This window comes from Cupriavidus pauculus (assembly GCF_022179805.1).
Lineage (GTDB): Bacteria > Pseudomonadota > Gammaproteobacteria > Burkholderiales > Burkholderiaceae > Cupriavidus > Cupriavidus pauculus_E.
On the sequence record NZ_BPUO01000025.1, the window covers coordinates 42,108 to 67,623 of the forward strand.

General features: G+C 66.3%; 23 protein-coding genes, 1 tRNA gene and 4 pseudogenes. 18 read left to right on the forward strand and 10 right to left on the reverse strand.

What is annotated here, in order from left to right; genetic code table 11:
- Window positions 1-54: 54 nt before the first annotated feature.
- A complete protein-coding gene (locus MFF62_RS29530) occupies window positions 55-501 on the reverse strand; it encodes a winged helix-turn-helix transcriptional regulator (protein ID WP_238267457.1) in 447 nt (148 codons plus the stop codon).
- A gap of 186 nt (window positions 502-687) precedes the next feature.
- Here MFF62_RS29530 and MFF62_RS29535 point away from each other — a divergent pair.
- Window positions 688-1,901: pseudogene (locus MFF62_RS29535) on the forward strand (MFS transporter).
- Here MFF62_RS29535 and MFF62_RS29540 read toward each other — a convergent pair.
- Complete coding sequence (locus tag MFF62_RS29540) at window positions 1,843-2,496, reverse strand: alternative oxidase (protein ID WP_238267459.1); 654 nt, start codon at window positions 2,494-2,496, stop codon at window positions 1,843-1,845. The pseudogene MFF62_RS29535 and the gene MFF62_RS29540 overlap by 59 nt on opposite strands.
- Window positions 2,497-2,782: 286 nt before the next feature.
- Here MFF62_RS29540 and MFF62_RS29545 point away from each other — a divergent pair, with 286 nt between their 5' ends.
- Together MFF62_RS29545 and MFF62_RS29550 are read left to right on the forward strand one after the other, a co-directional pair.
- Window positions 2,783-3,346 (forward strand): lipocalin family protein, encoded by a 564-nt coding sequence (locus MFF62_RS29545; RefSeq protein WP_238267461.1) that lies wholly within the window; start codon window positions 2,783-2,785, stop codon window positions 3,344-3,346.
- 103 nt (window positions 3,347-3,449) lie between these two features.
- Complete coding sequence (locus MFF62_RS29550) at window positions 3,450-4,544, forward strand: mechanosensitive ion channel family protein (RefSeq protein ID WP_238267462.1); 1,095 nt, start codon at window positions 3,450-3,452, stop codon at window positions 4,542-4,544.
- 2 nt (window positions 4,545-4,546) lie between these two features.
- Here the strand turns inward: MFF62_RS29550 and MFF62_RS29555 are convergent, their stop codons facing one another.
- Both MFF62_RS29555 and MFF62_RS29560 read right to left on the reverse strand, forming a co-directional pair.
- A complete protein-coding gene (locus tag MFF62_RS29555) occupies window positions 4,547-5,017 on the reverse strand; it encodes a (2Fe-2S)-binding protein (RefSeq protein WP_238267465.1) in 471 nt (156 codons plus the stop codon).
- Window positions 4,984-7,341: a xanthine dehydrogenase family protein molybdopterin-binding subunit gene (locus MFF62_RS29560; protein WP_238267467.1), complete on the reverse strand. Its 2,358-nt coding sequence runs from the start codon at window positions 7,339-7,341 to the stop codon at window positions 4,984-4,986. Before MFF62_RS29560 ends, MFF62_RS29555 begins: the two co-directional genes overlap by 34 nt.
- A gap of 211 nt (window positions 7,342-7,552) precedes the next feature.
- Between MFF62_RS29560 and MFF62_RS29565 the strand changes: the two genes are divergently transcribed.
- From MFF62_RS29565 to MFF62_RS29575, 3 genes are all read left to right on the forward strand, one after another.
- A complete protein-coding gene (locus tag MFF62_RS29565; RefSeq protein ID WP_238267468.1) occupies window positions 7,553-9,922 on the forward strand; it encodes a hypothetical protein in 2,370 nt (789 codons plus the stop codon).
- 8 nt (window positions 9,923-9,930) lie between these two features.
- Entirely contained in the window at window positions 9,931-10,857 is a 927-nt protein-coding gene (locus MFF62_RS29570; protein WP_238267469.1) for an NAD(P)/FAD-dependent oxidoreductase, read from the forward strand.
- Between the two features lie 130 nt (window positions 10,858-10,987).
- Window positions 10,988-11,809, forward strand: a complete 822-nt coding sequence (locus tag MFF62_RS29575) for a class I SAM-dependent methyltransferase (RefSeq protein WP_238267470.1) — start codon at window positions 10,988-10,990, stop codon at window positions 11,807-11,809.
- Between the two features lie 20 nt (window positions 11,810-11,829).
- Here the strand turns inward: MFF62_RS29575 and MFF62_RS29580 are convergent, their stop codons facing one another.
- Entirely contained in the window at window positions 11,830-13,176 is a 1,347-nt protein-coding gene (locus MFF62_RS29580) for a tetratricopeptide repeat protein (protein WP_238267471.1), read from the reverse strand.
- 248 nt (window positions 13,177-13,424) lie between these two features.
- Between MFF62_RS29580 and MFF62_RS29585 the strand changes: the two genes are divergently transcribed.
- From MFF62_RS29585 to MFF62_RS29605, 5 genes are all read left to right on the forward strand, one after another.
- On the forward strand, window positions 13,425-13,814 hold the full coding sequence (locus MFF62_RS29585; protein ID WP_238267475.1) for a hypothetical protein: 390 nt from the start codon (window positions 13,425-13,427) through the stop codon (window positions 13,812-13,814).
- Between the two features lie 102 nt (window positions 13,815-13,916).
- The gene (locus tag MFF62_RS29590; protein WP_404990856.1) at window positions 13,917-14,615 is read left to right on the forward strand and encodes a cysteine hydrolase family protein; all 699 of its coding nucleotides are present in this window, start codon (window positions 13,917-13,919) and stop codon (window positions 14,613-14,615) included.
- An 80-nt stretch (window positions 14,616-14,695) separates the two neighbouring features.
- Window positions 14,696-15,592: a LysR family transcriptional regulator gene (locus tag MFF62_RS29595; protein ID WP_238267477.1), complete on the forward strand. Its 897-nt coding sequence runs from the start codon at window positions 14,696-14,698 to the stop codon at window positions 15,590-15,592.
- Window positions 15,593-15,793: 201 nt separating this feature from the next.
- Entirely contained in the window at window positions 15,794-16,120 is a 327-nt protein-coding gene (locus MFF62_RS29600; protein WP_238267479.1) for a hypothetical protein, read from the forward strand.
- A gap of 304 nt (window positions 16,121-16,424) precedes the next feature.
- Complete coding sequence (locus MFF62_RS29605) at window positions 16,425-16,718, forward strand: GYD domain-containing protein (RefSeq protein ID WP_238267481.1); 294 nt, start codon at window positions 16,425-16,427, stop codon at window positions 16,716-16,718.
- A gap of 36 nt (window positions 16,719-16,754) precedes the next feature.
- On the opposite strand, the gene MFF62_RS29610 is transcribed toward MFF62_RS29605, so the two are convergent.
- Window positions 16,755-16,991, reverse strand: a complete 237-nt coding sequence (locus MFF62_RS29610) for a hypothetical protein (RefSeq protein ID WP_238267483.1) — start codon at window positions 16,989-16,991, stop codon at window positions 16,755-16,757.
- A 267-nt stretch (window positions 16,992-17,258) separates the two neighbouring features.
- On the opposite strand from MFF62_RS29610, the gene MFF62_RS29615 reads away from it, so the two are divergent.
- Complete coding sequence (locus tag MFF62_RS29615; protein WP_238267485.1) at window positions 17,259-18,470, forward strand: NAD(P)/FAD-dependent oxidoreductase; 1,212 nt, start codon at window positions 17,259-17,261, stop codon at window positions 18,468-18,470.
- Between the two features lie 51 nt (window positions 18,471-18,521).
- Here the strand turns inward: MFF62_RS29615 and MFF62_RS29620 are convergent, their stop codons facing one another.
- A complete protein-coding gene (locus MFF62_RS29620) occupies window positions 18,522-19,091 on the reverse strand; it encodes an RrF2 family transcriptional regulator (RefSeq protein WP_238267487.1) in 570 nt (189 codons plus the stop codon).
- A 231-nt stretch (window positions 19,092-19,322) separates the two neighbouring features.
- On the opposite strand from MFF62_RS29620, the gene MFF62_RS29625 reads away from it, so the two are divergent.
- From MFF62_RS29625 to MFF62_RS30855, 6 genes and pseudogenes are all read left to right on the forward strand, one after another.
- Entirely contained in the window at window positions 19,323-19,628 is a 306-nt protein-coding gene (locus tag MFF62_RS29625) for a DUF485 domain-containing protein (protein ID WP_238267489.1), read from the forward strand.
- A complete protein-coding gene (locus MFF62_RS29630; protein ID WP_238267490.1) occupies window positions 19,625-21,292 on the forward strand; it encodes a cation acetate symporter in 1,668 nt (555 codons plus the stop codon). Before MFF62_RS29625 ends, MFF62_RS29630 begins: the two co-directional genes overlap by 4 nt.
- A 375-nt stretch (window positions 21,293-21,667) precedes the next feature.
- Window positions 21,668-21,949: a c-type cytochrome gene (locus MFF62_RS29635; protein ID WP_238267492.1), complete on the forward strand. Its 282-nt coding sequence runs from the start codon at window positions 21,668-21,670 to the stop codon at window positions 21,947-21,949.
- Window positions 21,950-21,967: 18 nt separating this feature from the next.
- Window positions 21,968-23,194: a cytochrome C gene (locus tag MFF62_RS29640; RefSeq protein ID WP_238267494.1), complete on the forward strand. Its 1,227-nt coding sequence runs from the start codon at window positions 21,968-21,970 to the stop codon at window positions 23,192-23,194.
- Window positions 23,195-23,237: 43 nt separating this feature from the next.
- A pseudogene (locus tag MFF62_RS30850) lies at window positions 23,238-23,585 on the forward strand (molecular chaperone TorD family protein); the annotation flags it as partial.
- A gap of 108 nt (window positions 23,586-23,693) precedes the next feature.
- Window positions 23,694-24,643: pseudogene (locus MFF62_RS30855) on the forward strand (molybdopterin dinucleotide binding domain-containing protein); the annotation flags it as partial.
- 7 nt (window positions 24,644-24,650) lie between these two features.
- Here MFF62_RS30855 and MFF62_RS29655 read toward each other — a convergent pair.
- The 3 genes and pseudogenes from MFF62_RS29655 to MFF62_RS29665 all read right to left on the reverse strand — a co-directional run.
- Complete coding sequence (locus MFF62_RS29655; RefSeq protein WP_238267500.1) at window positions 24,651-24,983, reverse strand: DUF2322 family protein; 333 nt, start codon at window positions 24,981-24,983, stop codon at window positions 24,651-24,653.
- A 78-nt stretch (window positions 24,984-25,061) separates the two neighbouring features.
- Window positions 25,062-25,138, reverse strand: a tRNA-Val gene (locus MFF62_RS29660).
- Window positions 25,139-25,341: 203 nt separating this feature from the next.
- A pseudogene (locus MFF62_RS29665) lies at window positions 25,342-25,516 on the reverse strand (hydrolase); the annotation flags it as partial.

Sequence of the window (25,516 nt, forward strand, 5' to 3'; positions counted from 1 at the left end):
GGGTGACACGCGGTTGATCATACGCCGATCAAAAACGCCCAGGGGCCAATCGTCCTATGCCAGCTTGCGGACTTCCGTGTCAGCGGGGTGGATGGCGCTACCGTCCTTTGCCGTCGGCTGCATCGGGGGGATGGGTTTGCCAGTGCGCGTGTCGACCAGCGTGGAGTGGCGCTCGCCTGCCGCGAACAGATGGCGTTCACCCCACTGGCGCAACGCGATGACCAGCGGGAACAGCCGTTCCCCGGCGGCCGTCAGCACATATTCCTGGTACGCCGACCCATCCGAGGCCGGCTGCGTTGCCAAAATGCCCGCCTCCACCAGCTTGTGCAGCCGATCCGCCAGGATGTTCCGTGCCACGCCGAGCCCGCGCTGGAAATCGCCAAATCGGCGCACCCCGTCGAATGCATCCCGGATGACCAGCAGCGACCAGCGATCGCCGATGACGTCGAGCGACCGTGCGACGGGACAGGGTTCAGCAGCTTGTGGAGCGTTGCGCGTCATGGGTGGGCAGGCGGGAGTGATCGAGGACGTGGTTGCATTTTAAAACCGGTTGGCCTAGCATTCAACCGGTTTTATTTTGCAACCGGTTTAGAGTGCATGGAGGCACCTCCGATGAGTCAATCGCCACAGCCGCCACAATCCGTATCCGTACCCGCAGATGCGCCGGCGTCGCCGCCCGGCACCGGCATGACCCGGGGGCTGGTGCTGCTATTTGCGGCCGCCGCCGGTTTCAGCGTGGCCAACGTGTACTACGCGCAGCCGCTGCTCGACGCACTGGCCCGAGAGTTCGGCATCGCGCAAGCGTCCGTGGGCGCCGTGGTGACGATGACGCAGGTGGGCTCGGCGCTGGCGCTGCTGTTCGTGGTGCCGCTTGGCGATTTGCTGGACCGGCGTGCGCTGATGCGCCTGCAGGTGGCGGCGCTGGTCGGCGCGCTGGCGATGGTTGCCTCGGCGCACGCCGTGCCGCTGCTGTTCGCGGGCATGCTCGCGGTGGGGCTGTTCGGCACGGCGATGACCCAGGGCCTGCTGGCCTATGCGGCCAGTGCGGCCGCGGCGCACGAGCAGGGCCGGATCGTCGGCGCCGCGCAAAGCGGCGTGTTCGTTGGTCTGTTGGCGGCCCGGGTGTTTGCCGGCGCAGTCAGCGACCTGGCGGGATGGCGCGGCGTCTATGCCGTGGCGGCCGTGCTGATGCTCGCAGTGGGGCTGGCGCTCTGGAGGCGGCTGCCGGCGCTGCCGCCCGCCCGGATGCGCATCGGCTATCCGCAACTGCTGCGGTCGATGTTCGCGATGCTACGCGGCGAACGGACGCTGCAGGTCAGGGGTCTGATCGCGTTGCTGATGTTTGCTGCGCTGAACATCTTCTGGAGCGCGCTGGTGCTGCCGCTGAGCGCGCCCCCGTTATCGTTGCCGCATGCGGCGATTGGCGCCTTCGGACTGGTGGGCGTGGCCGGCGCGCTGGTGGCTGCGCGGGCCGGCACGGCAGTGGACCGCGGACAAGGCCAGCGCACGACGCTGATCGCGCTCGTGGTTCTACTGGCGGCATGGTGGCCACTGTCGCGGCTCGATCAATCGTTGTGGGCGCTGGCCATCGGCATCGTGCTGCTCGACGCCGCCGCCCAGGCGCTGCACGTGACCAGCCAGGGCATGATCGTCAAGACTCGCCCCGACGCCCCGGGCCGGCTGATCGGCCTCTACATGCTGTTCTATGCGGTGGGGAGTGGTTTGGGCGGGTTGGGCGGCACCGTCGCCTACGCCCGGGGTGGCTGGCGGTGTGTGGGCTCGGGGCGGTTGTCAGTTTGCTGGCGCTGGTGTTCTGGGGGGTGACGCGCAAGTTGATGGCGTTCAAACAACCTGCCTCACAGTTTCCCCACCCGTCAGCGCGTTGGCGTAGTGGTGGTTGACGTCGCGATGGCCCACTTCGTCGGCGCGCACGGCGATCACCACGTCACGGAGCCGTGCGTCGGCGGGCAAATTCCAGTATTCGATCGCGATGGCCGGGGCGGCAGTGTTTTCCACGCGGCCGGCGTCGATTTCGGCCAGGTAGAGCGTGTAGCTGATCACGGCCTGTTCCTCGAAGTAGCCGACCAGGCGGTGCGCGGTGCGGGCCGACACCAGGTACAGCACGAAGTACGCCACGAAGAAGACGGCCTGCACTGCCAGGATCACCACGCGCTCGAACCAGCTTGGCCGGGCGATTTCGATGAACGTCATCAGGTGCATGCGTTCGTTCTCGGCTTCGTCCAGCAGCGTGCGGATCCATCCTTCGTCGGCCACCATCCAGCGCAGGCAGCGCAGATGCACCAGCATGCCGCCGACCATGCCCGGCACTGCCGCCACCGTCTCCAGCACGATGGCGCGATTGCCATAGCGCTTGGCGAAGAACGTGTCGGCGAAGAAGCGTAGCGTCATCGTGATGGCCAGCGCGATGCGGTCAGAGAATCCGGAGACGTTGTGATGGACGTCGAGGTCTGCCGGGGTGGGGGTGGGGGCTTGCATGATGGGCTCCGAAGATGAGCGTTTCAGGGGTTCGGTTTCACGTTTCAGGTTTGCCGTTCAGTAGAGCCGCGTGGCCGGTTCATCTCTTCTAAACATGCATTCAAGATACATCTTTAAAGAATCGGCTACAAGGCGATTTGCTGCCCTGCAACAGCGAGATGTGCGATTACCGGACGCCCTAAAGGCGGGCTGAGACCACGTCCGTGTCGGCGTCCGTCCGATTCCCGGCGGGCAGGGCGCCGCTCACAATCGATCGGGTACACGAATGGACGAATGGAGATGCCCGATGAAACGTTCGATCGCACCGCTGGCGGCAGCCGGCGTGGCCGTGGTGGGCGCCGTGCTGGCGGCCAGGGTCTATGGCAAGTTTTCCGGGGGCAGGCGCGGCAATGTGGCGGTGCCGGAGCCGTTCAAGTCGGTCGATCTCGACCGTTACCTCGGCAAGTGGTATGAGTACGCGCGTTACGAGAACGGCTTCGAGCGCGGTTGCGAAGGGGTGACCGCCGAATATGCGATGCGTGACGACGGGCTGGTTTCCGTGCGCAATACCTGCCACGAGGATTGCCCCGACGGCGAGGCGCGGACGTCGGAAGGTCGCGCCCGCATCGTGCCGGGCAGCGGCGGCGCCAAGCTCGAAGTCTCGTTCTTCGGCCCGTTCTTCTTTGGCGATTACTGGGTGCTGGACCACGGCGACAACTACACGTGGTCGATCGTCGGCGAGCCGTCGGGCCGCTTCCTGTGGATACTGACGCGCGATGCGCATCCGTCGGCGGACCTCGTCGATTGGCTGGTGCGGCGGGTAGCCTCGCTGGGCTACGACACCACGCTGCTGCGTACTACGAAGCACTGATTGCCACGAATCGCCCCGCCCGCCGCGAAACTTTTGTGGCGCGCGGGCGTCGCTATGTCCATATTCTCTTGATCACCCTTCGCAAGGTAATGGACTGATGGACATGGCAAATCTCGCTCCCGTAGTGGGGCACCCCTGGTTCGGCACGGCAATGGGCGCCGTTGCCGCCGTCCTGCTGGGCCTGCTCATCCACCGGGTGGGCGGCCTGCTCCTGTTGCGGATGACACGGCCCGCGCCGGTGCTGCATGCCATCGTCGTCAAGGCGCGTGGCGCGGCCAAGGCCGTGGTGCCGCTGCTGCTGTTGCAGACCACGTTCCAGGCGGCGCCCGACGACCTGGCGTGGATCAACAGCATGCGGCATCTCAACGGCCTGCTGATGATCGTGGCGATGACGTGGCTGCTGGTGCGCATCATCGCGGGCTTCGCGCAGGGTGTGCTCGACCAGCATCCGGTCAATGTCGCGGACAACATCGGTGCGCGGCGCATCCACACGCAGACGCGCGTGATCTCGCGCATTGCGATGACGCTGGTCGTGGTGATCGGCTCGGCCATGCTGCTGATGACGTTTCCGGGGGCGCGGCAGGTGGGCGCCAGCCTGCTGGCGTCGGCCGGGGTGGTCGGCCTGATCGCCGGCTTTGCCGCCAAGCCCGTGTTCAGCAACATGATCGCGGGCCTGCAACTGGCGCTGACCCAGCCGCTGCGCCTGGACGACGTGCTGATCGTGGAAGGGGAGTGGGGGCGCGTGGAGGAAATCAACAGCACCTATGTGGTGCTGCAGATCTGGGACGAGCGGCGGTTGATCATTCCGCTGCAGTACTTCATCGAGAAGCCGTTCCAGAACTGGACGCGCAACAGCGCCCAGATCATGGGGTCGGTCTTCTTCCACGTGGACTACGGCATGCCGCTGGCACCACTGCGCGAAGCGCTGACGCGTATCGTCAAGGAGCGGCCCGAATGGGATGGCCGGTTCTTCAACCTCGTGGTCAGCGATACCACCGACAAGACCATGCAGCTACGCGTGCTGTGTACCGCCGCGTCGTCTGGCCTGGCCTGGGACCTGCGCTGCGCGGTGCGCGAGGCGCTGATCGACTTCATGCAGCGCGAGTATCCGCAATTCCTGCCCCGGCTGCGGATCGAAGGCGATGGCGACCGGCTGGCGACGGCCTGGGCTGCCCAGCCGCCACCCGCCGCGTCATGACATCAGGAAGGGCCACGCCGGCACACCACGCTGGCGGCCTTGCGGATGGCCTTGCGGATGCGCGGGAACGTGCCGCAGCGGCAGGCGATGTCGCCCATCGCCGCATCGATCTGTGCATCCGTGGGCGCCGGACATCGTGCCAGCAGCGCGGCGGCGGCAATCAGTTGCGCGCTCTGGCAGTAGCCGCACTGCACCACGTCGAATTCGATCCAGGCCGCGCGCAATGCCTGTGCCGTGGCGCCCTGCAGCCCCTCGATCGTGGTAATGCGGGCATCGCGCAGATCCTTGAGGACCAGCTGGCACGATTGCGCGGCGCGGTTGTCCAGCAGCACCGTGCACGCGCCGCATACGCCGATGCCGCAACCGAATTTGGTGCCGGTCAGGCGCTGCTCGCAACGCAGTACCCAGAGCAGCGGCGTGTCGGGTGCGGACTTCAGGTCTACGGTCTTGCCGTTGAGACGGACTGACACCATGGATCATTGCCCTCCGGTATGGCAGGCGGCGCCTGCAGCGGCAGCTTGCGATGGCGCTGGCCGGTCAGCGCGAACAAGGCGTTGGCCACGGCCGGCGCAATCGGCGGCGTGGCGGTTTCTCCGACGCCCTCCGGCGGGTCGTCGCTGTCCAGCACATAGGTCTCGATGGCCGGGCAGGTGCGCATGTCCACCAGCGGAAAATCGTTCAGGTAGTGCTGCTGCACCTGGCCGTCGCGCAGCGTGATGGCCTGCTGCAAGGCGGCCGACAGCCCGAACACGATGCCGCCCTCCATCTGCTGCTCCACCATGTTCGGATTGATCGCGCGCCCGCAATCGATCACGCAGACCACGCGCGTCACACGGAAGCTGTCGCCGGCTCGGGCTACCTCGGCCACCTGGCCCACCACGCTGCCAAACGATTCGTGCAATGCCATGCCGCGTGCGAACTCGGTGCCGGCGCGGTCCTTCCATTTGCGCGGTTCCTGCCAGCCGGCGCGATCGCGCAGCGTCTCCAGTACGCGGATATGGCGGCGGTGCATGGGTTGCCTGAGCATTGCGAGCCGGAACGCGAACGGGTCCTTGCCGGCGGCGGTGGCCATCTCGTCGAGAAAGCACTCGACGAAGAACGCCTGGTGCGAATGGCCCACCGCGCGCCAGTAGCCCACGGGCACGGGCAGTTCCACGCGATGATGGCGCACCAGCAGGTTGTCGCACAGGTAAGGCTGGTCGAACGCGCCTTCGGCCATCGTGGCATCGGATAGCAGCCGTGTCAGGAAGCGCGGCTTGCCGAACGTGCGCGGCAGCGCCTGCTCCGCGATCGATTGGCTGGCCGACACGCTTTCCCACGTCACCAGCTTGCCCGACGCGTCCAGCGCGCCCCGGCACACCGCCAGGCAGGCGGGGCGATAGAAGTCGTGCATCATGTCCTGCGGCCGCGTCCAGATCGTTTGCACGGGGTTGGGCGAGGCTTGGCGAGCAATGGCGGCCGCCTGCACGATGAAGTCGATTTCGAGCCGGCGACCAAAGGCCCCGCCCAGCAACTGCTCGTGGATGACCACATCGTCATCGCGCAGGTTGAGCAGGTCGGCCACGGCCTTGCGCGCGGCCATCGGCACCTGCGTGGATGCCCAGACCTGCGCCGTCTTGCCATCGACCTGTACGGTGCAGTTGATCGGTTCCAGCGCCGAGTGCGCCAGGTATGGCACCTCGTAACGCATCTCCAGCAGCTTGCCCTCGGCCTTGGCGCGTTTCAGTGCCGCAGCGGCATCCCCAACGTGATAAAAGGCGTGGCCTTCATCGTCGCCATCCAGTGCCTTGGCCAACGCCGCGTGCACGCCGTCGCTGCTCAGGCCGGCGGCTGGGCCGTGATCCCACACCACAGGCAGCTCGCACAGCGCGCGCATGGCAATGAACGGATTGTCGGCGATGGCCGCCACGCCGCCGGTGCCGCCGTGGTAGCCGTCGATGGCATGAAAGCCCTTGATGCCGATCTTGTGGCGTACCTTGTTGGCGTCGAAGCTCTTCACGGTACCGCCCAGCGTGGGGCACATCGCGATGCTGGCGTAGAGCAGGCGATCAGGCAGCACGTCGATGCCGAAGCGCGCCGACCCGTCGAGCTTCGACTGCGCCTCGATGCGGCCCAGGCGCTTGCCGATCAGCGTGAATGCCTTCGGGTCCTTGAGCTTGGGATGGGCGGGGTGTGGCTCGTCGCGCGCCAGTGTGGCCAGTTCGCCAAAGCTGGCCGAGCGGCCCGACGACTCGTGGAACACGCGCCCGGAGCGGGCCACGCATTGCCCGGCCGATACCTCCCAGAGCCGGGCGGCCGCGCCGCACAGCATGGCCCGTGCCGCCGCGCCGGCCTCGCGCATCGGTTGCCACAGGTCCACGATGCTGGTGGAGCCGCCGGTCACCATCGACCCCAGAAAACGGGCGCTGCGCCGGGCCAGGTATTCGCTGATGTGGGCGCGCAAGCCGTCGTCGTCGGGACGAAACGCCAGGCTGCGCGGCAGGTTCTCGTGGTTGATGTAGAGCGGGTCGATGCCCGACGGGATCACGCGCACCTGCGACCAGTCCGCGTCTAGCTCCTCGGCCAGCAGCATCGCGGCGCCCGTATGGATGCCCTGGCCCATCTCGGCCTTGCTCATGACGATGGACACGTGGTTGTCGGTGCCGATCACGACCCAGCCGTTGAGCCGCGCGTCGCCCGTGGTGGCCGGCGGCGGCAGGTCGGCGTCGATTCGGTCCTCGGGGCGCAACAATGTCCATCCCACCACCAGCGCACCCGCAGCGGCACCGCCCAGCAGGAAGGTTCTGCGAGTCAGCATGACATGGCCCCCGGACGCAACGGTACGCAAGCGATCACCTATATTAGTCAATGCCGTCCGCTATCGCGAGAACGGCATTGGTGGGCGGGGCCGCGCAGGCCCCGCGTGCCGCACGGAAATAAACGCCGTTGAATACGGATGGAAATCCGTTGAATAGGGCGCGCTGCCGCCATTTGCGCCAGCGCCGCCAGTTGTCCGGGGGAGGTACGCCATGCCTGTCGAAGCCATGCATGACTGGGTGCTGCGGTTGTCGGACCCATGGAAACAGGCGCTGCTGCGCCATGGCCTGGACCTTTCCACAGCGCGGTCGCCGGCGAAAACCGCGGCCATCCTGGAAAGCCCGCTACCCATCGACTGGACCGATCCGCGCGTGGCCGAACTGAGCCGTGCCACCATGCGCGCGGTGGAGCCGGGCGACCCGGCGCGCAGCCTGCTGTACCACATGCTGGCGCTGGCTGAATGTCCGGCGACAGATACAGGCGTGGCGCTGGCCGACCTCGATGCGCTGGAAAACTACATCTACGCGCGTGCCCCGCTGCCCGCCGACTGGCAGGCGCTCGATGTGGCCGTGCTGGCCTACCAGTACCGGCCGGCCCGCCGTACCGGGCACCAGAAGCATGCGGATATCGTGTTCTCCAGGCTCGGCATCGCGCGCAATGGCGATACCGAAGCCAGCTACGACGCGCGTTCACGCAGCCATGTGCCGACGGTGGATGGGCATGTCGAGCATGTGCGCGTGCTGCCCGCGCGGTACGGCGCATTCCTGGTGCGCCGGGTGTACGGTCCCCATGTGCTGAGCCTGATCGAAGGCCGGCGCGAGGGCGACGACACGCGCGAGTTCCTGGTGCCGGTGCGCAAGCTGTTCGCGAGCGGCTGCGTGCCGGGGCCGGACTTGACGATCCGGTTCGGCCATCGCCATGTGGGCGACAAGCTGCGGCGCGCCGTGGAAGCGCGCTGGGGCGTGAAACCGGAGCCCAAGGCGGTGGTGGGCGACCCACCGTACTCGCAGTCGTGGTTTTTCCCGGAGGCGGAACCGGCAGCACCGGCAGCAGCCCCGGCAGCCCCAGGGGCGCCAGCGGTGCCGGCGTCCACCGCGCCGCCCATCGCGCTGGTGGAGACGGGGGCATCGGTGCTGCTGATGCCGGGCGCGCTGCCGCTGATCGAACCGCTGACGACCGACAACTTCAAGGTGCGCGGCTTCCGGGTATCGGCGCAATGGCGCGTGCTGCCGGTGGTCAACCGGCGCTACACCACGCAGCGCATCTTCTCGGACCTGTTCAAGCTGTTTCTCGAAGGCATCAACGCGCTGCGCGAGCGCTACGTGCCGCATTTCATGCCGGCGTTCCTGCGCTATCCGGAGCCGCGCAATGCGCCCGAGTACATCAATATCCGGCACCGATGGCACGAGGCCGCGGCCGCGTATCGGGACATGTGCACGGAGCCCGAGGACCGCGACGCGTTCCTTGCTGACGTGAAGCAGGGCGGCTATCACGCGCAACTGTTCCTGGACCATTGCGCGGAAGGCGCGGTCAGCGTGCGCATCGCGCAATGGCCTGACAAGCGCGTGCTGGCGGCATATTCGGTGGTGGCCGCGCCGGATTTCTACCCCTATGCCGACCAGGCGGAGCTGCAGCGCTGGTTCCGCGAACACCGGATCGATCCAAAGTCGCAGTTCCGCAGTGGCTCGCCGCTGTCGCTCAGCGCGGAACGCCTGCCGGCCAATCCCGCGCATGTGGACCCGTTCACGGCAACGCGCGCGTTTGCGCCGGGCGACACCACGCTGCCGGCGTCCTTCAGCCTGGCGCCGCGCGGCGAAGCCGTCGATACCGATGGCGGCCACGTGCCGCGCATGGTGTCGTTCCTGTCCGATGCCTCGTCGAGCGTGTTCGCGCCGGGTTGGGACGTGACCTATGCGGGCGGCATCGGCGGCATCTACCTGGCGACGCACGGCCTGGGTAGCCCGTTCGTGGAGGACATCAAGCTCTGCGCGGCGTCGAACAGCTTCTGGCCGGCGTTGAGCCCGGATGCGTCGCGCACGTTCAACCGCGCCAGCGCGCCCACCGCGCTGCCAATGCTCGACGATGAGCTTGGCTATCACCCGTCGCACCCACTGGCTGGCGCGAACACGACGCGGCCCGGCTGGGATGGCGAGTATGGCCCGTTCCTGACGGAGGCCGGCGACGTCGACCATGCCGATATCCACCGCTCCGACTACGTGGCCAATGCCCTGCGAGGGCAGATGCTGTACGGCGCGTTCGAGCACGTCGACTCGGCCGAACTGATCCGGCGCATCGCGGCGCTGCGCCACGCCGTGGCCGCCTGCGATGGGGGCGAGGTGCCGTCGCATACCAAGCTCTGGCTGGTTTCGGCGCGCCAGATCGACGCGGCCCATGGCAACGCCGACGTGGCCTATCGCTTCCTGTTCGTCGTGCCCGATCCAGCGGCAGTGCCAAGGCAGCACGCGCCGGGGCGGCTGCGCGTGGCCTATCGCGAAGCGGTGCGTTGCGATGTCACGCCAGCGGGCGTTGTCGGCGAGATCGAGCGCCGCGCGGCAGGGCCGGACGCGCTGGCGCTGTACTGATCATTGCCATGCGTACGCGGGGCGTGCTTGTCGTGGGCGATGGCCCGGCGGGCTGTGCGGCGGCCATCGCGGCGGCGCGGGCCGGTTGCGAGGTGACGATGGTCGGCAGCGGCCGCGCGCGCCCGGTGCCCGAGTGCGCTTCATTGGCGGCGCTGGGGCTGCTCGACTGGCTGGCGCCCGAATTGGCCACCGAGCCGCAAATCTGGCTCGACGCGCCGACGCAGGCCGGGCGCGCCGTCGATCGCGGTCAGCTCGATGGCGGCCTGCGCGCGGCGGCGGTGCGGGCCGGCGTCGACTATCGGCATATGGCAGCGGCCGGGCTGCGGCCAGCGATGGTGTCGGGCCGCGTGGTTGGCATGACTGGCGGCGGGCTCGACGTGGAAGACCGATGGGTGATCGATGCCAGCGGCGTGAACGGCTGGCTGCGCCGCCACCTCAGGCTGGAAGAGGTCATCGATTCGCGGCCATGGTGGTTGCAGCGCGGTTTCGGTACGCGCATCGCCGAGCAAGGCGATCCGTCATTCAACATCGCCTCACATGGGTGGCTCTGGCGGCGTGCCACGGCCAGTGGCTGCATCTGGACCGCGCTGTCCAGCATGCGCGGCGGCGCGGTGAACTGGCCGTCCGGCATGCAGCCAACGGGGCGAATCTGGCTGGAAAAGCGGCATTGGCGCCATTTGCGGTGCGCGTCAGGGGCGGGGTATTTCGTGTGCGGCGACGCGGCTGGCTATCTCGATCCGGCCACCGGAGACGGGCTGCGATTCGCGCTGGAATCGGGCGCGCGCGCGGGCGGACTGGCAGCCGCCGCGCTGCGCTGGTCGGAACGCGCGAGTGTCGCCAGCGCCCTCTATGCGGATTGGGTGCTGCAAACGTATCGGGCGGGCAGGGCTGCCTTAGTGGATATCTACGAGCGCGCCGGCCTGCAAGTGCGCTAGGGGCGGCATGACGGTGGCGCGCGGGGCTTCGGTCCCATTGATCGCGGTATCTCCATGCACTACAAATCGAGAACCCGAGGGGGCGTATTCAGATCGACAACAACGACGACGAGACAACAGGGGACTGCACATGAATCCGAATCCGAACAAGGCGTTATGGGAAAAAGGTGACTTCACGCGGCTGGCGGCGACCATGCGCGAAAGTGGCGACCAGCTGGTGGAAAGCCTGGGCATTACCCCGGGGATGAAGGTGCTGGACCTGGGCTGTGGTGACGGCACCACCGCATTGCCCGAGGCAAAACGTGGGGCTGACGTCCTGGGCGTCGATATCGCCAGCAATCTCGTGGCGGCCGGCAACCGGCGCGCACAGGAAGCAAAACTGTCGAACCTGCGCTTCCAGGAAGGCGATGCGTGCGCCTTGACCGGCTTGCCCGACAAGTCCTTTGACCTTGTTATCAGCATGTTTGGCGCCATGTTCGCGCCCAAGCCCGGCGACGTGGCCAAGGAAATGGTCCGCGTGACAAAGCCGGGCGGCCGCATCGTGATGGGCAACTGGATTCCGAACGATCCGACGCTGGTGGCACAGGTGCTGAAGATCAGCATGTCGTATTCGCCACCGCCGCCGGAAGGCTTTATCAGCCCCATGCTGTGGGGCAACGAGGCCGCAGTGACCGAGCGCTTCGACGCGGCCGGCGTGCCGCCCGAGAACATCGATTTCAAGCGCGAAACCTATGTATTCCGGTTTGCGGGCAAGCCGTCGGACTTCCTGGCGATCTTCCGCGACTTCTACGGCCCGACTATGAACGCGTTCGCGGCTGCCGAGGCCAACGGCAAGCAGGCCGATCTACAGCGCGAGCTGGAAGCGCTGTTCGCGGCGCAGAACCAGAGCGGCACGGGCGACAGCACGTCGATACCGGCCACGTTCCTGCGCGTGACCGTGCTGCGGCCCTGAGCCATGCCTTGAACGGCGGGTTAGTGCGTGGTGCGGCATGCCTGGGCACGCCGCACCAGCGTCTGCAGGCCCGCGTTCATCTTGGTCTCGGCAGGTTTCAGGCTGGCCCGCTCGTTCGTCAGCGCCTGGGCCAGGCTTGCGCGGCCCGCGCGCAAGGCGGCCTCGATCAGCGTCAGGCCGATGACGTCGCGTTGCGCGTGGCTACCGCCGAAGCGATGGGCGATCAGGCGCACCGGTAGCAGCAAATCGATCACGGTGGCGTAGTCGCCTTGCGCGAACGCGATCAGCGCATCGGCCACCGGCAGGCCGACGTCGCGGGACATCATGGCGTTGGTGTTGCTGCCCTGTGCCGCACGGTGCAGCGCGTCGCGCATGGCCTGCGCGGCGGCTGGGCGGTCTGCGCCCAGGCAGGCCATGATCGCGTGCACGTCGTTGAACGCGTAGTAGCCGGCCGCGCCGCGACCGAGCCAGTCGTCGGCCACTGGCTGCCAGCGCGTGCCCATATCGGTGCCGCGCAGGTGCAGGCGCCACAGCAGCGCGGACGCATCCACGAGATCGAGCGCGATGGCTGGCGCGGGGCGGGCCACGTGGCCATCGTAGAGCGCGAGCACATCATCCACGTGGTCCGCTTCGAGATGAAACAGCGCCAGGTGCCACCAGTTGTGGACGGCGAGCATGTTGTCCTCGGCCCAGTCGGTACGATGGCTGTCCAGCCACGCGATGCCGTCTGACACGCGGCCCTGCATTTCCATGACGTGCGCCACCGCGTGCACGGCCCACGGATCGCGCGGATTGCGCGCCACCGCGCGGCGGCCCGTGTCCTCGGCGCGCGCGTACATGTGCGTTTCCTCCAGCCCAAACGCCTGCATGCCCAGCATGTAGCCGTAGCCGGCCATGCCCTCGTCCCAGTGGGGCAGGGCATGGGCCAGGCGGTCGCGCAGCATCGACGATTGCCCGAGCAGGAAGTCGCCTAGATGGGCCACTTGCACCGCCAGCAGGTCGCGCGGATATTCGATCACGATGTCGCCATACATGCGCACCGAGCGGTCGAACTGGCCGTCCAGCCACGCGCGTGCGGCGGCGATATGGCGGCGCTCGCGGTCGTTGGACTGCGCATGCAGCGCTTCACCGGCTTCCACGCTCTGGCGCAGCAGCGGCTCGGCCGTGCCGTCGCCGGACGTCACCATCAGCGCGGCGCGGAGCGCGTGGCCCATCGCAAAGCCGGGGTCGCTGTCGAGCGCGGCATCGATGGCGGCCAGTGGATCGCCGTAGTACCCGTTCAACAGGTGCAGTGCGGCCTCGTAGAGTTCGATCGAGCACGCGTGCGGCGTGGTCACCGCGAGTCCTCTTGCATCGGTCCTGGTCATGGCTGTCTCCGCGTGCCCGGCACGGGCGCCGGGTCGTCAGCATCATCGTAGACCGTGGCCCGCCAGGCGCAACGGGGCCATGGTCCCGGGTCCGTCGTGTGTGCCAGGGCGCACGCGCGCGTAAATACCGTGCATGGATGTGGGCCGCAAGCCTCGTAAATGACAGTTGCAAAACGGAACACTTTGTCAGGTGGCCCGACGCTACAGTGACCGTTCCCAAGTCTGTAGGCTTTTTCAGGAGGACACGAATGAAGCAACATCTGGCGAAATCCCTGTTGATGGCTGGCGCCCTGGTGGCGTCGTATCCGCTGCTCGCGCAGCAGATGGCCCCCGTTCAGCAGGCCCAGCCGATGCCCGCCCCCCAGCCTGCCGCCGTGCAGCCAGCCCCTGTGGCGCCGGGTGCGACCGGTGGATACGCGGCACCCGCACCCGCCGCTAATCCCTATGCACAGGGTTCGATGGACACCGTGCAGCGCGGCGTACCGCCCGCGCCGGGCGCCGTGAACGCGCCGCCGCCGCCGGGCATGGCTCCGCCGCCGCCCCCGAATGCCATGGTCGACCCCGCCTTCATGAGCCTGCCGCCCGATGCATTGGGTTCCCGCCTGGGCCAGCGCAACCGTTTCCTCGACGGCGCCTGAGCGTGGCTGTGCATGCGCCGCACAGATGATGTGCGGCGCATGGCGTTGAACCAGCGGTATCGCCAAACCTAGACTGGCGCCTCACTTATCGAGGAGCCTGTCATGTCCCTGTTGCGCTACTTCCGTCTGGCCACCATGAGCGTCACGCTTGCGGCATCGGCCAGCGGCGCCGCCCACGCGGCGGAAGCGAATCCACATCCCAGCATCCGCGCGATGCTCGGCGCCAAGCCTGTCGATCAGCTCGACCCGCGCACCACGGCGCTGATCATTGTCGATTTCCAGAAGGAGTATTTCTCCGGACGGATGCCGATTCCCGACGGCCAGCGCGCGCTGGCCAATGCACAACGGTTGCTGGCATTTGCCGATAGCAACCGCATGCCCGTCTTCCAGATCCAGCACGTCGCACCGGCCGGCGCGGCGGTGTTTGCCGTCGATGGCGACACCGTGGCGTTCCAGCCGGGCATGCTTCCACGCACGCACGACGTGGTACTGCGCAAGGACACCGTCAGCGTGTTTGCCAGTACGGACCTCGACCAGCAGCTGAAGGCGCTGGGGGTGAAGACCATCGTGGTGGCGGGGCTGATGACCCACGCGTGCGTGGCCGGTGCCGCGCGCGACGCGGTGCCGCTTGGTTATCACATTGTGATAGCATCCGACGCCTCGGCCACGCGCGATATCACGCGCGCCGATGGCCGCACGATCGGCAAGGACGCGCTGCACGAAGCCGCGCTTGCGGAGATCGAGGATACCTTCGGCGATGTGATGACGACCACCGCCATCACGGGCCTGCCGCTACGCTGAGATTGTCGAAACGCCCCGCTGGGGCGTTTCTGCTTTTCGCGGACCGGTACTTGTTGGATGAGCTTTCATGGATGAGATTCATGGATCAGTTGCTTGCCATGCGCGTGTTCCGCGCCATCGTCGACGCCGGCGGGTTTTCGGCGGCGGCGGAGCGGCTCGGCGTGTCCCACTCCACGGTATCGCGGCAGTTGAAGCAACTGGAGTCCGAAATGGGTGTGCAGCTGCTTCATCGCAACACGCGGCGGCTGGCGCTGACGGACGCGGGCGAGCGGTACCACGGGTACTGTGTCGATATCCTGTCCCGCATCGATGCCATGAACGAGGCGATGACGGGCGACGGCCAGCATCTTGCCGGCCCGTTGCGCGTGACCGTGCCGCTGGCCATCGGCACACTTGAACTGCAGGACTGGCTGCCCGCATTCCGCGCCCTGTATCCCGATATCCGGCTCGACCTGTCGTGCAACGACCAGTTTTTCGACCTGGTGGGCGCCGGTTTCGATGTGGCCTTGCGCATCAGCGCGGCGCCATTGGCCGACAGCAGCCTGATGGCCAGGGTGCTCGCCGCATCGGACATGGTACTGGTGGCATCGCCGGCCTATATCGACGCGCACGGCATGCCGGCCAGCCCGGCGGAGCTTGCCGCACACCAACTGCTGGCGTTTTCCGGCGCGCCGCAGACCCTGACGCTGACCGATGTCCGTGGCCAGGCTGAACAGGTCGCGATGCGGGGCATGTTGACCACCGACGCCATTACCGCGTTGCATGCGTCCGCGCTGGCCGGCGCCGGCATCGCGGCATTCACGGAACGCACCGCGCGCACCGATTTGGCGCGCGGCGGCCTGGTGCGCGTGCTGCCGCAATACCATGCCGGCACCAGCCACTATTACGCGCTGTATCCGCAGACCCGGCACCTCGCGCCCAGAGCGCGTGCGTTCATCGATTTCATGGCCACGCACTACCGCATGGGCGGCGACTGACCCGCCCGAGCGGACTACGCTGCACAGCACGCCGGACGGGGCCGGCGCGAAAAAGTTACTTCGCGCCGTGCCAGCTACTACAGTTATTGCAGTCCCGGTGCGGGTAGCGCCGTGGGAACGGTCTATGCGCGATCCACGCACCATGCGGGCAGGCTTCACCCGGGCAACCGCCGCCCGGCAATGGGGCGCCCCAGAAGAACCATGCAAGAACTTGCCTTCCGCACCCTGTTGTATCGGTATTTTTTTTTCGACTGGCTGTTCAAGGACGTCAGTCGGGGCGATCTCGTGGCGCGCGCGGCGGCGTGGCGCTTCAACCAGGCGCGCGCGCATTGGCTGCTGACCTATATGCGGCGTTGGCTCTGGTGCGGCTTGCTGCTCTACGTGATGGGCGGCGCCGTGGAGATCGTGATGCGGCAGCCCGCGCTGTCCGCCATTTTCTATGTGCCGGGCGCACTCAGCGTGCCGGTCAACATCGTCATCGGGGTGATGTGGCTCGGGCTCAAGGCGCCGGGGCCTGTACGATCCTAAAGTCCCTGAAGTCCCCGATCCGCGCGCGTTTCAGATCTGCAACCTGCCGGTTGTCTGCGATGGTCATCGGCCGGTTCCGCGCGCCGTTATCGGCTCAGAACCCGCTTGTTACCGGCCGTGGCTTGCAAATTGCATGATGCGAGGCTTGCCCAAGCTCCCGGGCGAGCTCGCCGCCCACGCGCGTCTTCGCTCCCCATCCTCGTCAGGTCTGGCGCACTCGCGCCTGTCCGGCAGCGCTCAGAAGCCATGAGCCACCGTCCGCACGGCGGGCGGCGCCCGATTCTCTTCCTGTCGGAGGTTCCCCATGACCCGATACATCGTGCTCGCAAGCTTCACAGACCAGGGCATACGTACTGTGAAGGACACCACCAAGCGCGCAGCGGCGGTACGCGAGCTGGCGCCGCAGTTCAATGTCAAGGTGACTGACATGTTCTGGACGCTCGGCAAATATGACGTGATCATGACCCTGGAAGCCCAGGACGACGCGGGCGTGACGGCCTTCGGCCTGTCCGTCGGCGCGCAGGGCAATGTCCATACCGAAACACTGCGGGCATTCTCGGCGGACGAGATGACGGCCATTCTCGGCAAGATGCGCTGAGCGCGTGCCCTGACCATCACCCCGGATCCGCCCGCTTCATGCGAGCGGGTGGATCGACTTGCGCGGCGGCCCCGACGCCTGGCTGGCATCGCCCTCGTCGCCCGCGCCACTGGCGCGCCCCGGCGGCGCCGACACGCCGGTCAGGTCGCGGCCCGCCACCAGCGACGCCGGTTCCATCGCCCGCACACCCTCGCCACCGCCAGCCCACGCGGCAATTCCAGCGGCCAGCACGGCCGCCACACTCAGGACACCCACCCAGTTCATCTGCTTCATGACGCTCTCCATGGAGTTGATACTTCGTTTAAACTACGACTAGTGAAGTCGTAGTAAGAATAGGCGCGGCTGCCGGCATGTGCAAGCCGCAACGCCAATTCCCCGACACATCGGCGGGTCATTGCAAAAAACGACTTGCATGTTTTTAACTACGACTCATAGAATCGTAGTTACGGCTGGTGCATGACGGACGGCGGGTAGGTAGTGCCGCAGGATCAACAGTCGAATACCGTAAAACCGTGATGGGCGTGGCCCAGGAGTCTGAAGATGTCGAAACGTATTCTTGTGATTGGCGCCGGCTTTGCCGGTATGTGGAGCGCACTGGCATCGGCCCGCCTGCTTGACCAGGTTGGCCGTACCGATGTGGAGATTGCGCTGGTGGCCCCGGCCCCCGAGTTGCATGTGCGGCCGCGTCTCTACGAGCAGAACCCCAATGGCATGAAGGCGCCGCTGCAGGAAATCTTCCGCGCCGTGGGCGTCCGCTTCATCCAGGGTGTGGTGGAACGCATCGACGTCGACGCGCGCCAGGTGGAAGTGCAGGGCGTTGGCGCCGATACGTCACGCAGCACGCTCGGCTATGACCGCCTGGTGCTGGCCGCTGGCAGCCGCCTGTTCCGTCCGCAGATCCCGGGGCTGGACACGCATGCCTTTAACGTCGACCAGATTGCCGATGCGGCAGAGCTGGAGGCGCATATCCACACGCTGGCGCAGCGTCCGGTCAGCGTGGCGCGCAATACCGTGGTCGTGGCCGGCGGTGGCTTCACCGGTATCGAGACTGCGGCGGAAATGCCGGCGCGGCTGCGTGAAGTGTTGGGCGAAGGCGCCGATGTGCGTGTGATCGTCGTCGAGCGCAACAGCGATATCGGTCCCGACCTGGGCGCCGGCCCGCGTCCCGTGATCACGCAGGCACTGAGCGAACTCGGTGTGACGTGGAAGCTCGGCTCCGGCGTGGCATCGGTGGATGCGGAAGGCGTGACGCTGGAAAGCGGCGAGCGCATCGACGCCGCCACGGTGGTCTGGACGGCGGGCGCGCGTGCCAGCGCACTGACCGCGCAAATCCCGGCCGAGCGCGACAATTTCGGCCGCCTGCACGTGGACAGCAACTTGCGCGTGAAGGGTGTCGATACGGTCTATGCGACGGGCGATGTGGCCTACGCAGCGGTGGATGACGCCGGCAACTACGCGATGATGTCGTGTCAGCATGCGATGAACCTGGGCCGCTCGGCCGGCCACAACGTGGCAGCCGACCTGCTGGGCCAGCCGCAGATTCCGTACAGCCAGCCGAAATACGTGACCTGCCTGGACCTGGGCCCGTGGGGCGCGGTCTATACCGAAGGCTGGGATCGTCAGGTGAAGCTGTCGGGAGCCGAGGCCAAGGCGCTGAAGACCAAAATCAACACCGAGTGGATCTACCCGCCTAGCGCGAATCGCGCCGAGGCGCTGGAACTGGCCGACCCGCTGCGTATCGTCGTGGCCTGATCGGTTTTGTCGTGATGGCTGCTCTCCCGGTGCGGGAGAGCAGCAGCAAAATCAGCCGCGCTTGCGAGTTTTCGCAGGCGTGGCTTCTTCTATTTCTTCTTCCTTTCCGCTGCGACGGTTGGCCGCGCGGTCGGTGAGCCAGTGCACCACCTGCGTGCCGTAGCCGGCAGGGGCTTTGTCGATGGTGCGCTGTGCCAGGTCGGCCAGCGTCTGCTTCTTGAGTTCGGCGCGCATGGCGCGTTCGGCCGTCTGCATCACAGCGTGGATCGAGCACACGCCGCGCGTGGCCCAGGCCGGCGGCGCATCCTCGAACACCGCGCAGCGGCTGCGGATCTCGCGGCAGTCGAACAGCGGCTTTTCGCCATCGATGGCCACCACCACGTCGTGCACGGTGATCCGTTCGGCGGCACGGGCCAGGCGGAAGCCGCCCCGGATGCCCTCGGTGGCTACCACCAGTTCGGCCCTGGCCAGCTTGGTGAACAGCTTGGCCAGGTAATCGACGGGAATGCCCTGCAGTTCGGCCAGATCGCGGACGCTGGCTTCCTGGACTGCGGCGTTGGAACGGGTCAGGTACAGCAGGCAGTGCAGCCCATACTCGACCCCAGTGCTGATGAACGACATGGTTGTATAACTCGGATTAATTGAATCGTAGTTGACAGCCTATACAAATCCGTCGTCTCCCGCAAGGCATGGTGGCCCCGTTTGCCTGCCATGTGCGGTGCAAGGCTACGCGTTTACCCCGGCATCGTTGCGCGCACCGTGTAAGAACCGGGTAAGGGGCGGGCAGTACCTTGTCACCGTGCCATGCGGCATGTACCGCGTGGCGAATGCAAGGATATGCAGGAGACAACGATGCAAGACGATCTGATCGAAAAACTGAAGGCCAGCCGGCAGTATCAGGAGCTGGTGCGGCGCCGTGGCCGGCTGGGCTGGCTGCTGACGGCGGTGATGCTGGTGGTGTACTACGGCTACGTGCTGGTGATTGCGTTCGACAAGGAACTGCTGGCCACCCGCGTGGGGCAGGGTGTGATGACCTGGGGCATGCCGATCGGGCTGTTCGTGATCCTGTTCACCGTGGTGATCACCGGCCTCTATGTGCGCCATGCCAACCGCGTCTACGACGACCTGACCGACCGCATCAAGCAGGAGGTCGCATGAAGACCCGTCACGCATTCCAGGCTGCCGCGGCCAGCGCCGCGCTGCTGTTGTCCGCCAGCGCCTTCGCGGCCGGCGGTGATCTGGGGCAGGCCGTAAAGCAGGCCACCAACTGGACGGCCATCGGCATGTTCGTGGTGTTCGTGGTCGGTACGCTGTTCATTACCAAGTGGGCCGCCAAGAAGACCAAGTCCGCCGCCACGTTCTACACCGGCGGCGGCATTACCGGCTTCCAGAACGGCCTGGCCATTGCCGGCGACTTCATGTCGGCGGCGTCTTTCCTGGGCATTTCGGCAGCTGTGTACACCAGCGGCTATGACGGGCTGATCTACTCGATCGGCTTCCTGGTGGGCTGGCCGATCATCACGTTCCTGATGGCCGAGCGGCTGCGCAACCTGGGCCGCTTCACGTTTGCCGACGTGGCCGCGTACCGCTTCAAGCAGGCGCCGATCCGCGCATTCGCGGCGTCGGGCACGCTGGTGGTGGTGGCGTTCTACCTGATCGCGCAGATGGTGGGTGCCGGCCAGTTGATCAAGCTGCTGTTCGGGCTGGAATACTGGGTCGCGGTGGTCATCGTGGGTGCGCTGATGATGATCTACGTGCTGTTCGGCGGCATGACGGCCACCACGTGGGTGCAGATCATCAAGGCGTGCCTGTTGCTTGGCGGCGCGACGTTCATGGCCTTCATGGTGATGGCGCAGTTCCACTTCAGCCCCGAGGCGCTGTTCGCCAAGGCGGTGGAAGTGCATGCCAAGAAGGATTCGATCATGAGTCCGGGCAACTTCATCAAGGACCCGATCTCGGCCATTTCGTTCGGCATCGCGCTGATGTTCGGCACGGCCGGCCTGCCGCATATCCTGATGCGCTTCTTCACGGTGCCCAATGCCAAGGAGGCACGCAAGTCGGTGTTCTGGGCCACCACGTGGATCGGCTACTTCTACATCCTGACCTTCATCATCGGCTTTGGCGCGATCGTGCTGGTGGGCACCAATGCCAGCTTCCAGGACGGCAGCGGCAAGCTGCTGGGCGGTGTGAACATGGCGGCCGTGCACCTGGCCAGCGCGGTGGGCGGCAACGTGTTCCTGGGCTTTATCTCGGCCGTGGCGTTCGCGACGATCCTGGCGGTGGTGGCAGGCCTGACGCTGGCCGGCGCATCGGCGGTGTCGCACGACCTCTACCAGACCGTCTTCAAGCACGGCAAGGCCACCAGCGCCATGGAGCTGCGCGTCTCCAAGATCACGACGATCGTGTTGGGCATGATCGCGGTGGTGCTCGGCATCGTGTTCGAGAAGCAGAACATCGCGTTCATGGTGTCGCTGGCGTTCGCGGTGGCGGCATCGGCCAACTTCCCGGTGCTGTTCCTGTCGGTGCTGTGGAAGGGCTGCACCACGCGTGGCGCGATGATCGGCGGCTTCCTGGGCCTGGTGTCGGCCGTGGTGCTGACGGTGCTGTCGCAGGCGGTCTGGGTGGACGTGTTCCACTTCAAGAGCGCGCCGTTCCCGTACACGTCACCGGCGCTGTTCTCGATGACGATCGGCTTTGTCGGCATCTGGCTTTTCTCGGTGACCGACAAGTCCAAGCGCGCTCTGCTGGACAAGGCAGGATTCGAGGCGCAGGAACTGCGCTCTGAAACCGGCATCGGCGCGGGCGAGGCTACCGCGCACTGACCCTCAGGCAAAAGCCGGCTATAAGCGACCCGCACGTGCAAGCGTGCGGGTCGTTTTCTTTTGGGACGCTTCTGCTGAATACGCTGCATCTGCCGGTGCGAATTCACCTTCGGCAATGTCTTCCCCTGCGGCGATGGCCGTTGGAGGACACTCCGGCTGGCACCACGCCGCCCCTGTCAGGGGCAGGCGGGGTTGGCGGGCTGGACCCATCCGAAGGAGTGCCCCCATGAACAAGAAAAAGCCCCTGCGCGTTGTCGCGGCCCTGGTGGTACTGGGATTCGTTGGCTTCTTCGTCCTGACCGCACCGTCCACCTGGAGGCTGCTCCGCGCGATCTGCCAGCCGCCACGGCGCCGGATCTGGTCAACGGGCGCGAAGTGTTCCTGGCTGGTGACTGCGCCACCTGTCACGCATCGCCCGGCAAGGGGGATGACAAGCTGCTCGGCGGTGGCAGGTCACTCGATACGGCGTTCGGCACGTTCCACATGCCCAACATCTCGCCAGACAAGCAGGACGGCATCGGTGGATGGTCGCTGGAGCAGTTCATCGTCGCCATGCGCGAGGGCGTGCTGCCTGACAAGGGCAATGCCTATCCCGCCTTTCCGTACACGTCGTACCAGCGCCCGACCGCAAACGACCTGCGCGACCTGTTTGCCTAACTGCAATCGTTGCCACCCGTGCGGGGCAAGATTCAAGACCACGAACTCAAGTTTCCATTCACGCTGCGGCGCGGCGTGGGTCTGTGGCGGCTCGCCTTTCTCGGTGGCAAGCCGTTGGCGCCGGTGGCTGAGGACAAGAGCGAGGCGTGGCATCGCGGCCGCTATCTGGTGGAGGGCGCGGGGCACTGCGCCGAATGCCACTCGCCGCGCAACGTGGCCGGCGCCGTGCCGCTAAAAAGGCGGTTTTCCGGCGGACCAAATCCCGAGGGTACGGGCTATATCCCCAACATCACGCCCGATGACACCGGCATCGGCTTCTGGACTGCCCGTGACATCGCACGCTATCTGGAAGAGGGCGTCAGTCCCATCGGCATGAAGGCGGGCGGCGACATGAAGGAGGTCATCGCCAATACGTCGCGGCTATCGGCACAAGACCGGCATGCGATGGCCGAGTACCTGAAGTCGGTGGCTGCCGTCGAGGCGCCCAACGCGGGGACGACCAAGCCCAACCGTACCGATGAGATCGTCATGCTGCCTGCTGCGCATGCGGCGACGGGCCCGTCGAGACTGGCCGCACTGGAAGCCTCGCCCGATGTGGTCGACAAGCAAGGCGTTCTCTACGTGGTCGCCCCAACGCCGCTCACGGTGGCGCAGGCTGGTGGCGCCGAGGACGGCAAGCTGCTTGGCGCCGCGGAGATCACGGTATTGGCGAGGGAGGCCAGCAAGATTCAGGTGCGCGTGGAGGGATGGCAGCTCGATGGATCGGAAAGCGCGCTGTATGCGCTGCAGGGCCAGCGCATCCTGAAGGCAGTGCTGACACCCGAAGCCATCGGCAAGGTCAAGCGGCAGAAGTCCGTACAGGACGAACACACGGGCCAGCAATGGCATCAGGTCAGCCTCGACGTATGGATTGCGCCGAAGGGTTTGTCCGGCGACCTGGCGTCGCTTTGGCAGCACAGCAAGGAAACGTATCACGCGACGTGCGCCACTTGCCACGCGCTGCCGCACACCCAGGACTTCCTGGCCAACCAGTGGATCGGCACGCTCGGGGCCATGAAGCGCTCACGTCGCTGGACGATGCCGAGTATCGGCTGTTGCTGGCGTGGCTGCAAAACCATTCCAAGGATGTCCATCCGCCCGAGGATGCCAGGCCATGAGCGCCGCGCCGGCGGATGCGGTGAGCGGGCTGGCCTTGCCTGCCGTGCTCGACTGGCTGGCGGCGCAGCTGCTCGCGCCTCGGGATGAGGCCGATATCGTCAGCATGCGTTCGGCGACAGGGACGACGGCCATGGAGGTAATTGCGCTGGAATGGCAATGCCATGACGCCATCCACACGATTCGCGCGGCGCTGGATTCACCGATTCCGGCCGCCACGCTGGCGCTGGACCTGTCGGTGGCCTACACGCGACTCTTCGAAGGCGTGGTCGGGCGTCCTGCCGTGTCGCTCTATGAAAGCGGCAGCCGGCCGTTTGGCCAGGCCACCGGCGACATGGCCGCGCTGCTGAGGCAGTGCAACCTGCAGGTGTCGGGCATCAACGAGCCGCCCGATCACATTGCGATGGAGCTGGCGCTGTACGCCGCGTCGCTGCGTGACGGCGATGCGGAAGGTGCGGCGCGAATGCATCGCCGCCTCATCGCCTGGATACCGCAGTGGTCGGCAGACTGCCGCCAGCACGACGCCGATGGCTTCTATGGCGGCATCGCACAACTGCTGCAAGCCTTGCTGAAAGCCCCCGGGCTCGATGCCGACATCATCCTGCCGTGCACCACCAGCTATGAGCGCAACGATATCGAAGGCATCGGCGACTATTCGCTGAGCCATATCCTGGCCATGCGCAAGGTGGTGGATCCGGTTTTCGAGGCCCGCAACGACTACGACATCTTTGCCGAGATCTGCGGGCGCATGGGCACGTGCGATGCGTTCACCGAGGGGCGCGACGAGATGGGCTGGATCCGCACGTTCTATGAATCGGCCCGCGTGCAGGCGCGCGGCAAGCGCTTGGAACTGCCGGTCTTCGACGTGTTCTGGAGCAGCAACAAGCCGCTGGCGTTTCCGATTGGCGACGAGGCGAAGGGCTACATCCGGCACAAGGAATTTCGCGACGATCCGCTTCTCAATGCGCTGGGCACGGCATCAGGGCGCATCGAGATCTACTCGGCCAATATTGCGCGGATGAAATACGACGACTGTCCGCCGCATCCGGCGTGGATGGAGCCCATCGAGCGGCTGGGCGGCCCGACCACCAAATATCCGCTGCACATCGTGAGCGGCCATCCTCGCAGCCGGCTGCATTCGCAGTTGTGCGGCACGGTGCTGCGCAAGGACTATGCGATCCAGGGCCGCGAACCGTGCCTGATGAATCCGGACGTGCCAAGGCACGCGGCATCGCCGATGGCGATGTGGTGCGCGTGTTCAACGACCGCGGCCAGATGCTGGTGGGTGTGAAGCTGACCGATGGCATACGCCGTGGCGCGATCCGCGTGTCGGAAGGGGGCTGGTACGATCCCGAGCACCCCGGTACGCCCGGGACGCTATGCCGCTACGGCGACGTCAACAACCTGACGATCGGCATCGGCACATCGAAGCTGGCGCAAGGCAACTTCGGGCGTACGGCCATGGCCGATGTGGAAAAGTACCGTGGCGAGCCGCCGGCGGTGCTGGCATTCGTACCGCCACATAACGCGGTGGCTTGAGCCCGCGTCAGGCCTGGGCGACGACGTTGATGCCCAGCGCTTCGCCGCCGGCCGCGATGATCAGCAGGCGGTCCACGTTCGGGTGGGCGCCCGGGCGGTTGCGTGCATCGGCGGTGTGCTCCGCGAAAACGGCCAGGCCGTGCTCGGCCGCTTGCGCGTCGAGTTTGCCGAAAGCCTGCTGGAGGTAGTTGTACACGGCCAGCGAGCCCTGTTTGCCCGCCACGTTCTCGATGGTGGCGACCACGGCGTTCTGGCCGTCGACCAGGTCGATGCGCGCGATGCCGTCGATGGCGGGCAGTTGGGCGAGGTTGTCCTTGAATACCTGGCTCGGCTGGATCATGAGGGGCTCCGTGAAATCTGGAATCAACAATGCAAAACGGACGGCGCCAAAAATGGCAACCGTCCGTTTCCTGTGCGTTGGTAGGCTCGATTGGACTCGAACCAACGACCCCCACCATGTCAAGGTGGTGCTCTAACCAGCTGAGCTACGAGCCTAGCGAAGGCGCGAATTCTATAGAGAGCATTCGCAAAGTGCAAGTACTTATTTCATTCAGAGCGTCAGGGTCTGGGCCACCAGTGCTGCTGCTGCTGCGCTCGACATGCTGACGGCCAGCCAGCATCCCAGCAGAAAGGCGCCGCTTGCCATGCGTTGACGGGGTTTCATGATCTTTTTCTCCCGGGATGTTGGCGTCTGGCGATCAGTACTCGATCACCGGCGCATGCACCGGGGCGATGGACTCGTGTGTGGTCTGCGTGCGCTGCGCGGCCTTGTGCACCATCGTGTAGGCGTAGTCGATGCCCATGCCGTAGGCGCCCGAGTGTTCCTTGGCCAGGCCGGTCACGGCGTCGTACGTTTCCTTGTTCTTCCAGTCG

Bases quoted from the DNA above. Each gene is read 5' to 3' on its own strand.
- MFF62_RS29530 (WP_238267457.1), bottom strand. From the start codon at position 501: ATGACGCGCAACGCTCCACAAGCTGCTGAACCCTGTCCCGTCGCACGG.
- MFF62_RS29540 (WP_238267459.1), bottom strand. From the start codon at position 2,496: ATGCAAGCCCCCACCCCCACCCCGGCAGACCTCGACGTCCATCACAAC.
- MFF62_RS29545 (WP_238267461.1), top strand. From the start codon at position 2,783: ATGAAACGTTCGATCGCACCGCTGGCGGCAGCCGGCGTGGCCGTGGTG.
- MFF62_RS29550 (WP_238267462.1), top strand. From the start codon at position 3,450: ATGGCAAATCTCGCTCCCGTAGTGGGGCACCCCTGGTTCGGCACGGCA.
- MFF62_RS29555 (WP_238267465.1), bottom strand. From the start codon at position 5,017: ATGGTGTCAGTCCGTCTCAACGGCAAGACCGTAGACCTGAAGTCCGCA.
- MFF62_RS29560 (WP_238267467.1), bottom strand. From the start codon at position 7,341: ATGCTGACTCGCAGAACCTTCCTGCTGGGCGGTGCCGCTGCGGGTGCG.
- MFF62_RS29565 (WP_238267468.1), top strand. From the start codon at position 7,553: ATGCCTGTCGAAGCCATGCATGACTGGGTGCTGCGGTTGTCGGACCCA.
- MFF62_RS29570 (WP_238267469.1), top strand. From the start codon at position 9,931: ATGCGTACGCGGGGCGTGCTTGTCGTGGGCGATGGCCCGGCGGGCTGT.
- MFF62_RS29575 (WP_238267470.1), top strand. From the start codon at position 10,988: ATGAATCCGAATCCGAACAAGGCGTTATGGGAAAAAGGTGACTTCACG.
- MFF62_RS29580 (WP_238267471.1), bottom strand. From the start codon at position 13,176: ATGACCAGGACCGATGCAAGAGGACTCGCGGTGACCACGCCGCACGCG.
- MFF62_RS29585 (WP_238267475.1), top strand. From the start codon at position 13,425: ATGAAGCAACATCTGGCGAAATCCCTGTTGATGGCTGGCGCCCTGGTG.
- MFF62_RS29590 (WP_404990856.1), top strand. From the start codon at position 13,917: ATGTCCCTGTTGCGCTACTTCCGTCTGGCCACCATGAGCGTCACGCTT.
- MFF62_RS29595 (WP_238267477.1), top strand. From the start codon at position 14,696: ATGGATCAGTTGCTTGCCATGCGCGTGTTCCGCGCCATCGTCGACGCC.
- MFF62_RS29600 (WP_238267479.1), top strand. From the start codon at position 15,794: ATGCAAGAACTTGCCTTCCGCACCCTGTTGTATCGGTATTTTTTTTTC.
- MFF62_RS29605 (WP_238267481.1), top strand. From the start codon at position 16,425: ATGACCCGATACATCGTGCTCGCAAGCTTCACAGACCAGGGCATACGT.
- MFF62_RS29610 (WP_238267483.1), bottom strand. From the start codon at position 16,991: ATGAAGCAGATGAACTGGGTGGGTGTCCTGAGTGTGGCGGCCGTGCTG.
- MFF62_RS29615 (WP_238267485.1), top strand. From the start codon at position 17,259: ATGTCGAAACGTATTCTTGTGATTGGCGCCGGCTTTGCCGGTATGTGG.
- MFF62_RS29620 (WP_238267487.1), bottom strand. From the start codon at position 19,091: ATGTCGTTCATCAGCACTGGGGTCGAGTATGGGCTGCACTGCCTGCTG.
- MFF62_RS29625 (WP_238267489.1), top strand. From the start codon at position 19,323: ATGCAAGACGATCTGATCGAAAAACTGAAGGCCAGCCGGCAGTATCAG.
- MFF62_RS29630 (WP_238267490.1), top strand. From the start codon at position 19,625: ATGAAGACCCGTCACGCATTCCAGGCTGCCGCGGCCAGCGCCGCGCTG.
- MFF62_RS29655 (WP_238267500.1), bottom strand. From the start codon at position 24,983: ATGATCCAGCCGAGCCAGGTATTCAAGGACAACCTCGCCCAACTGCCC.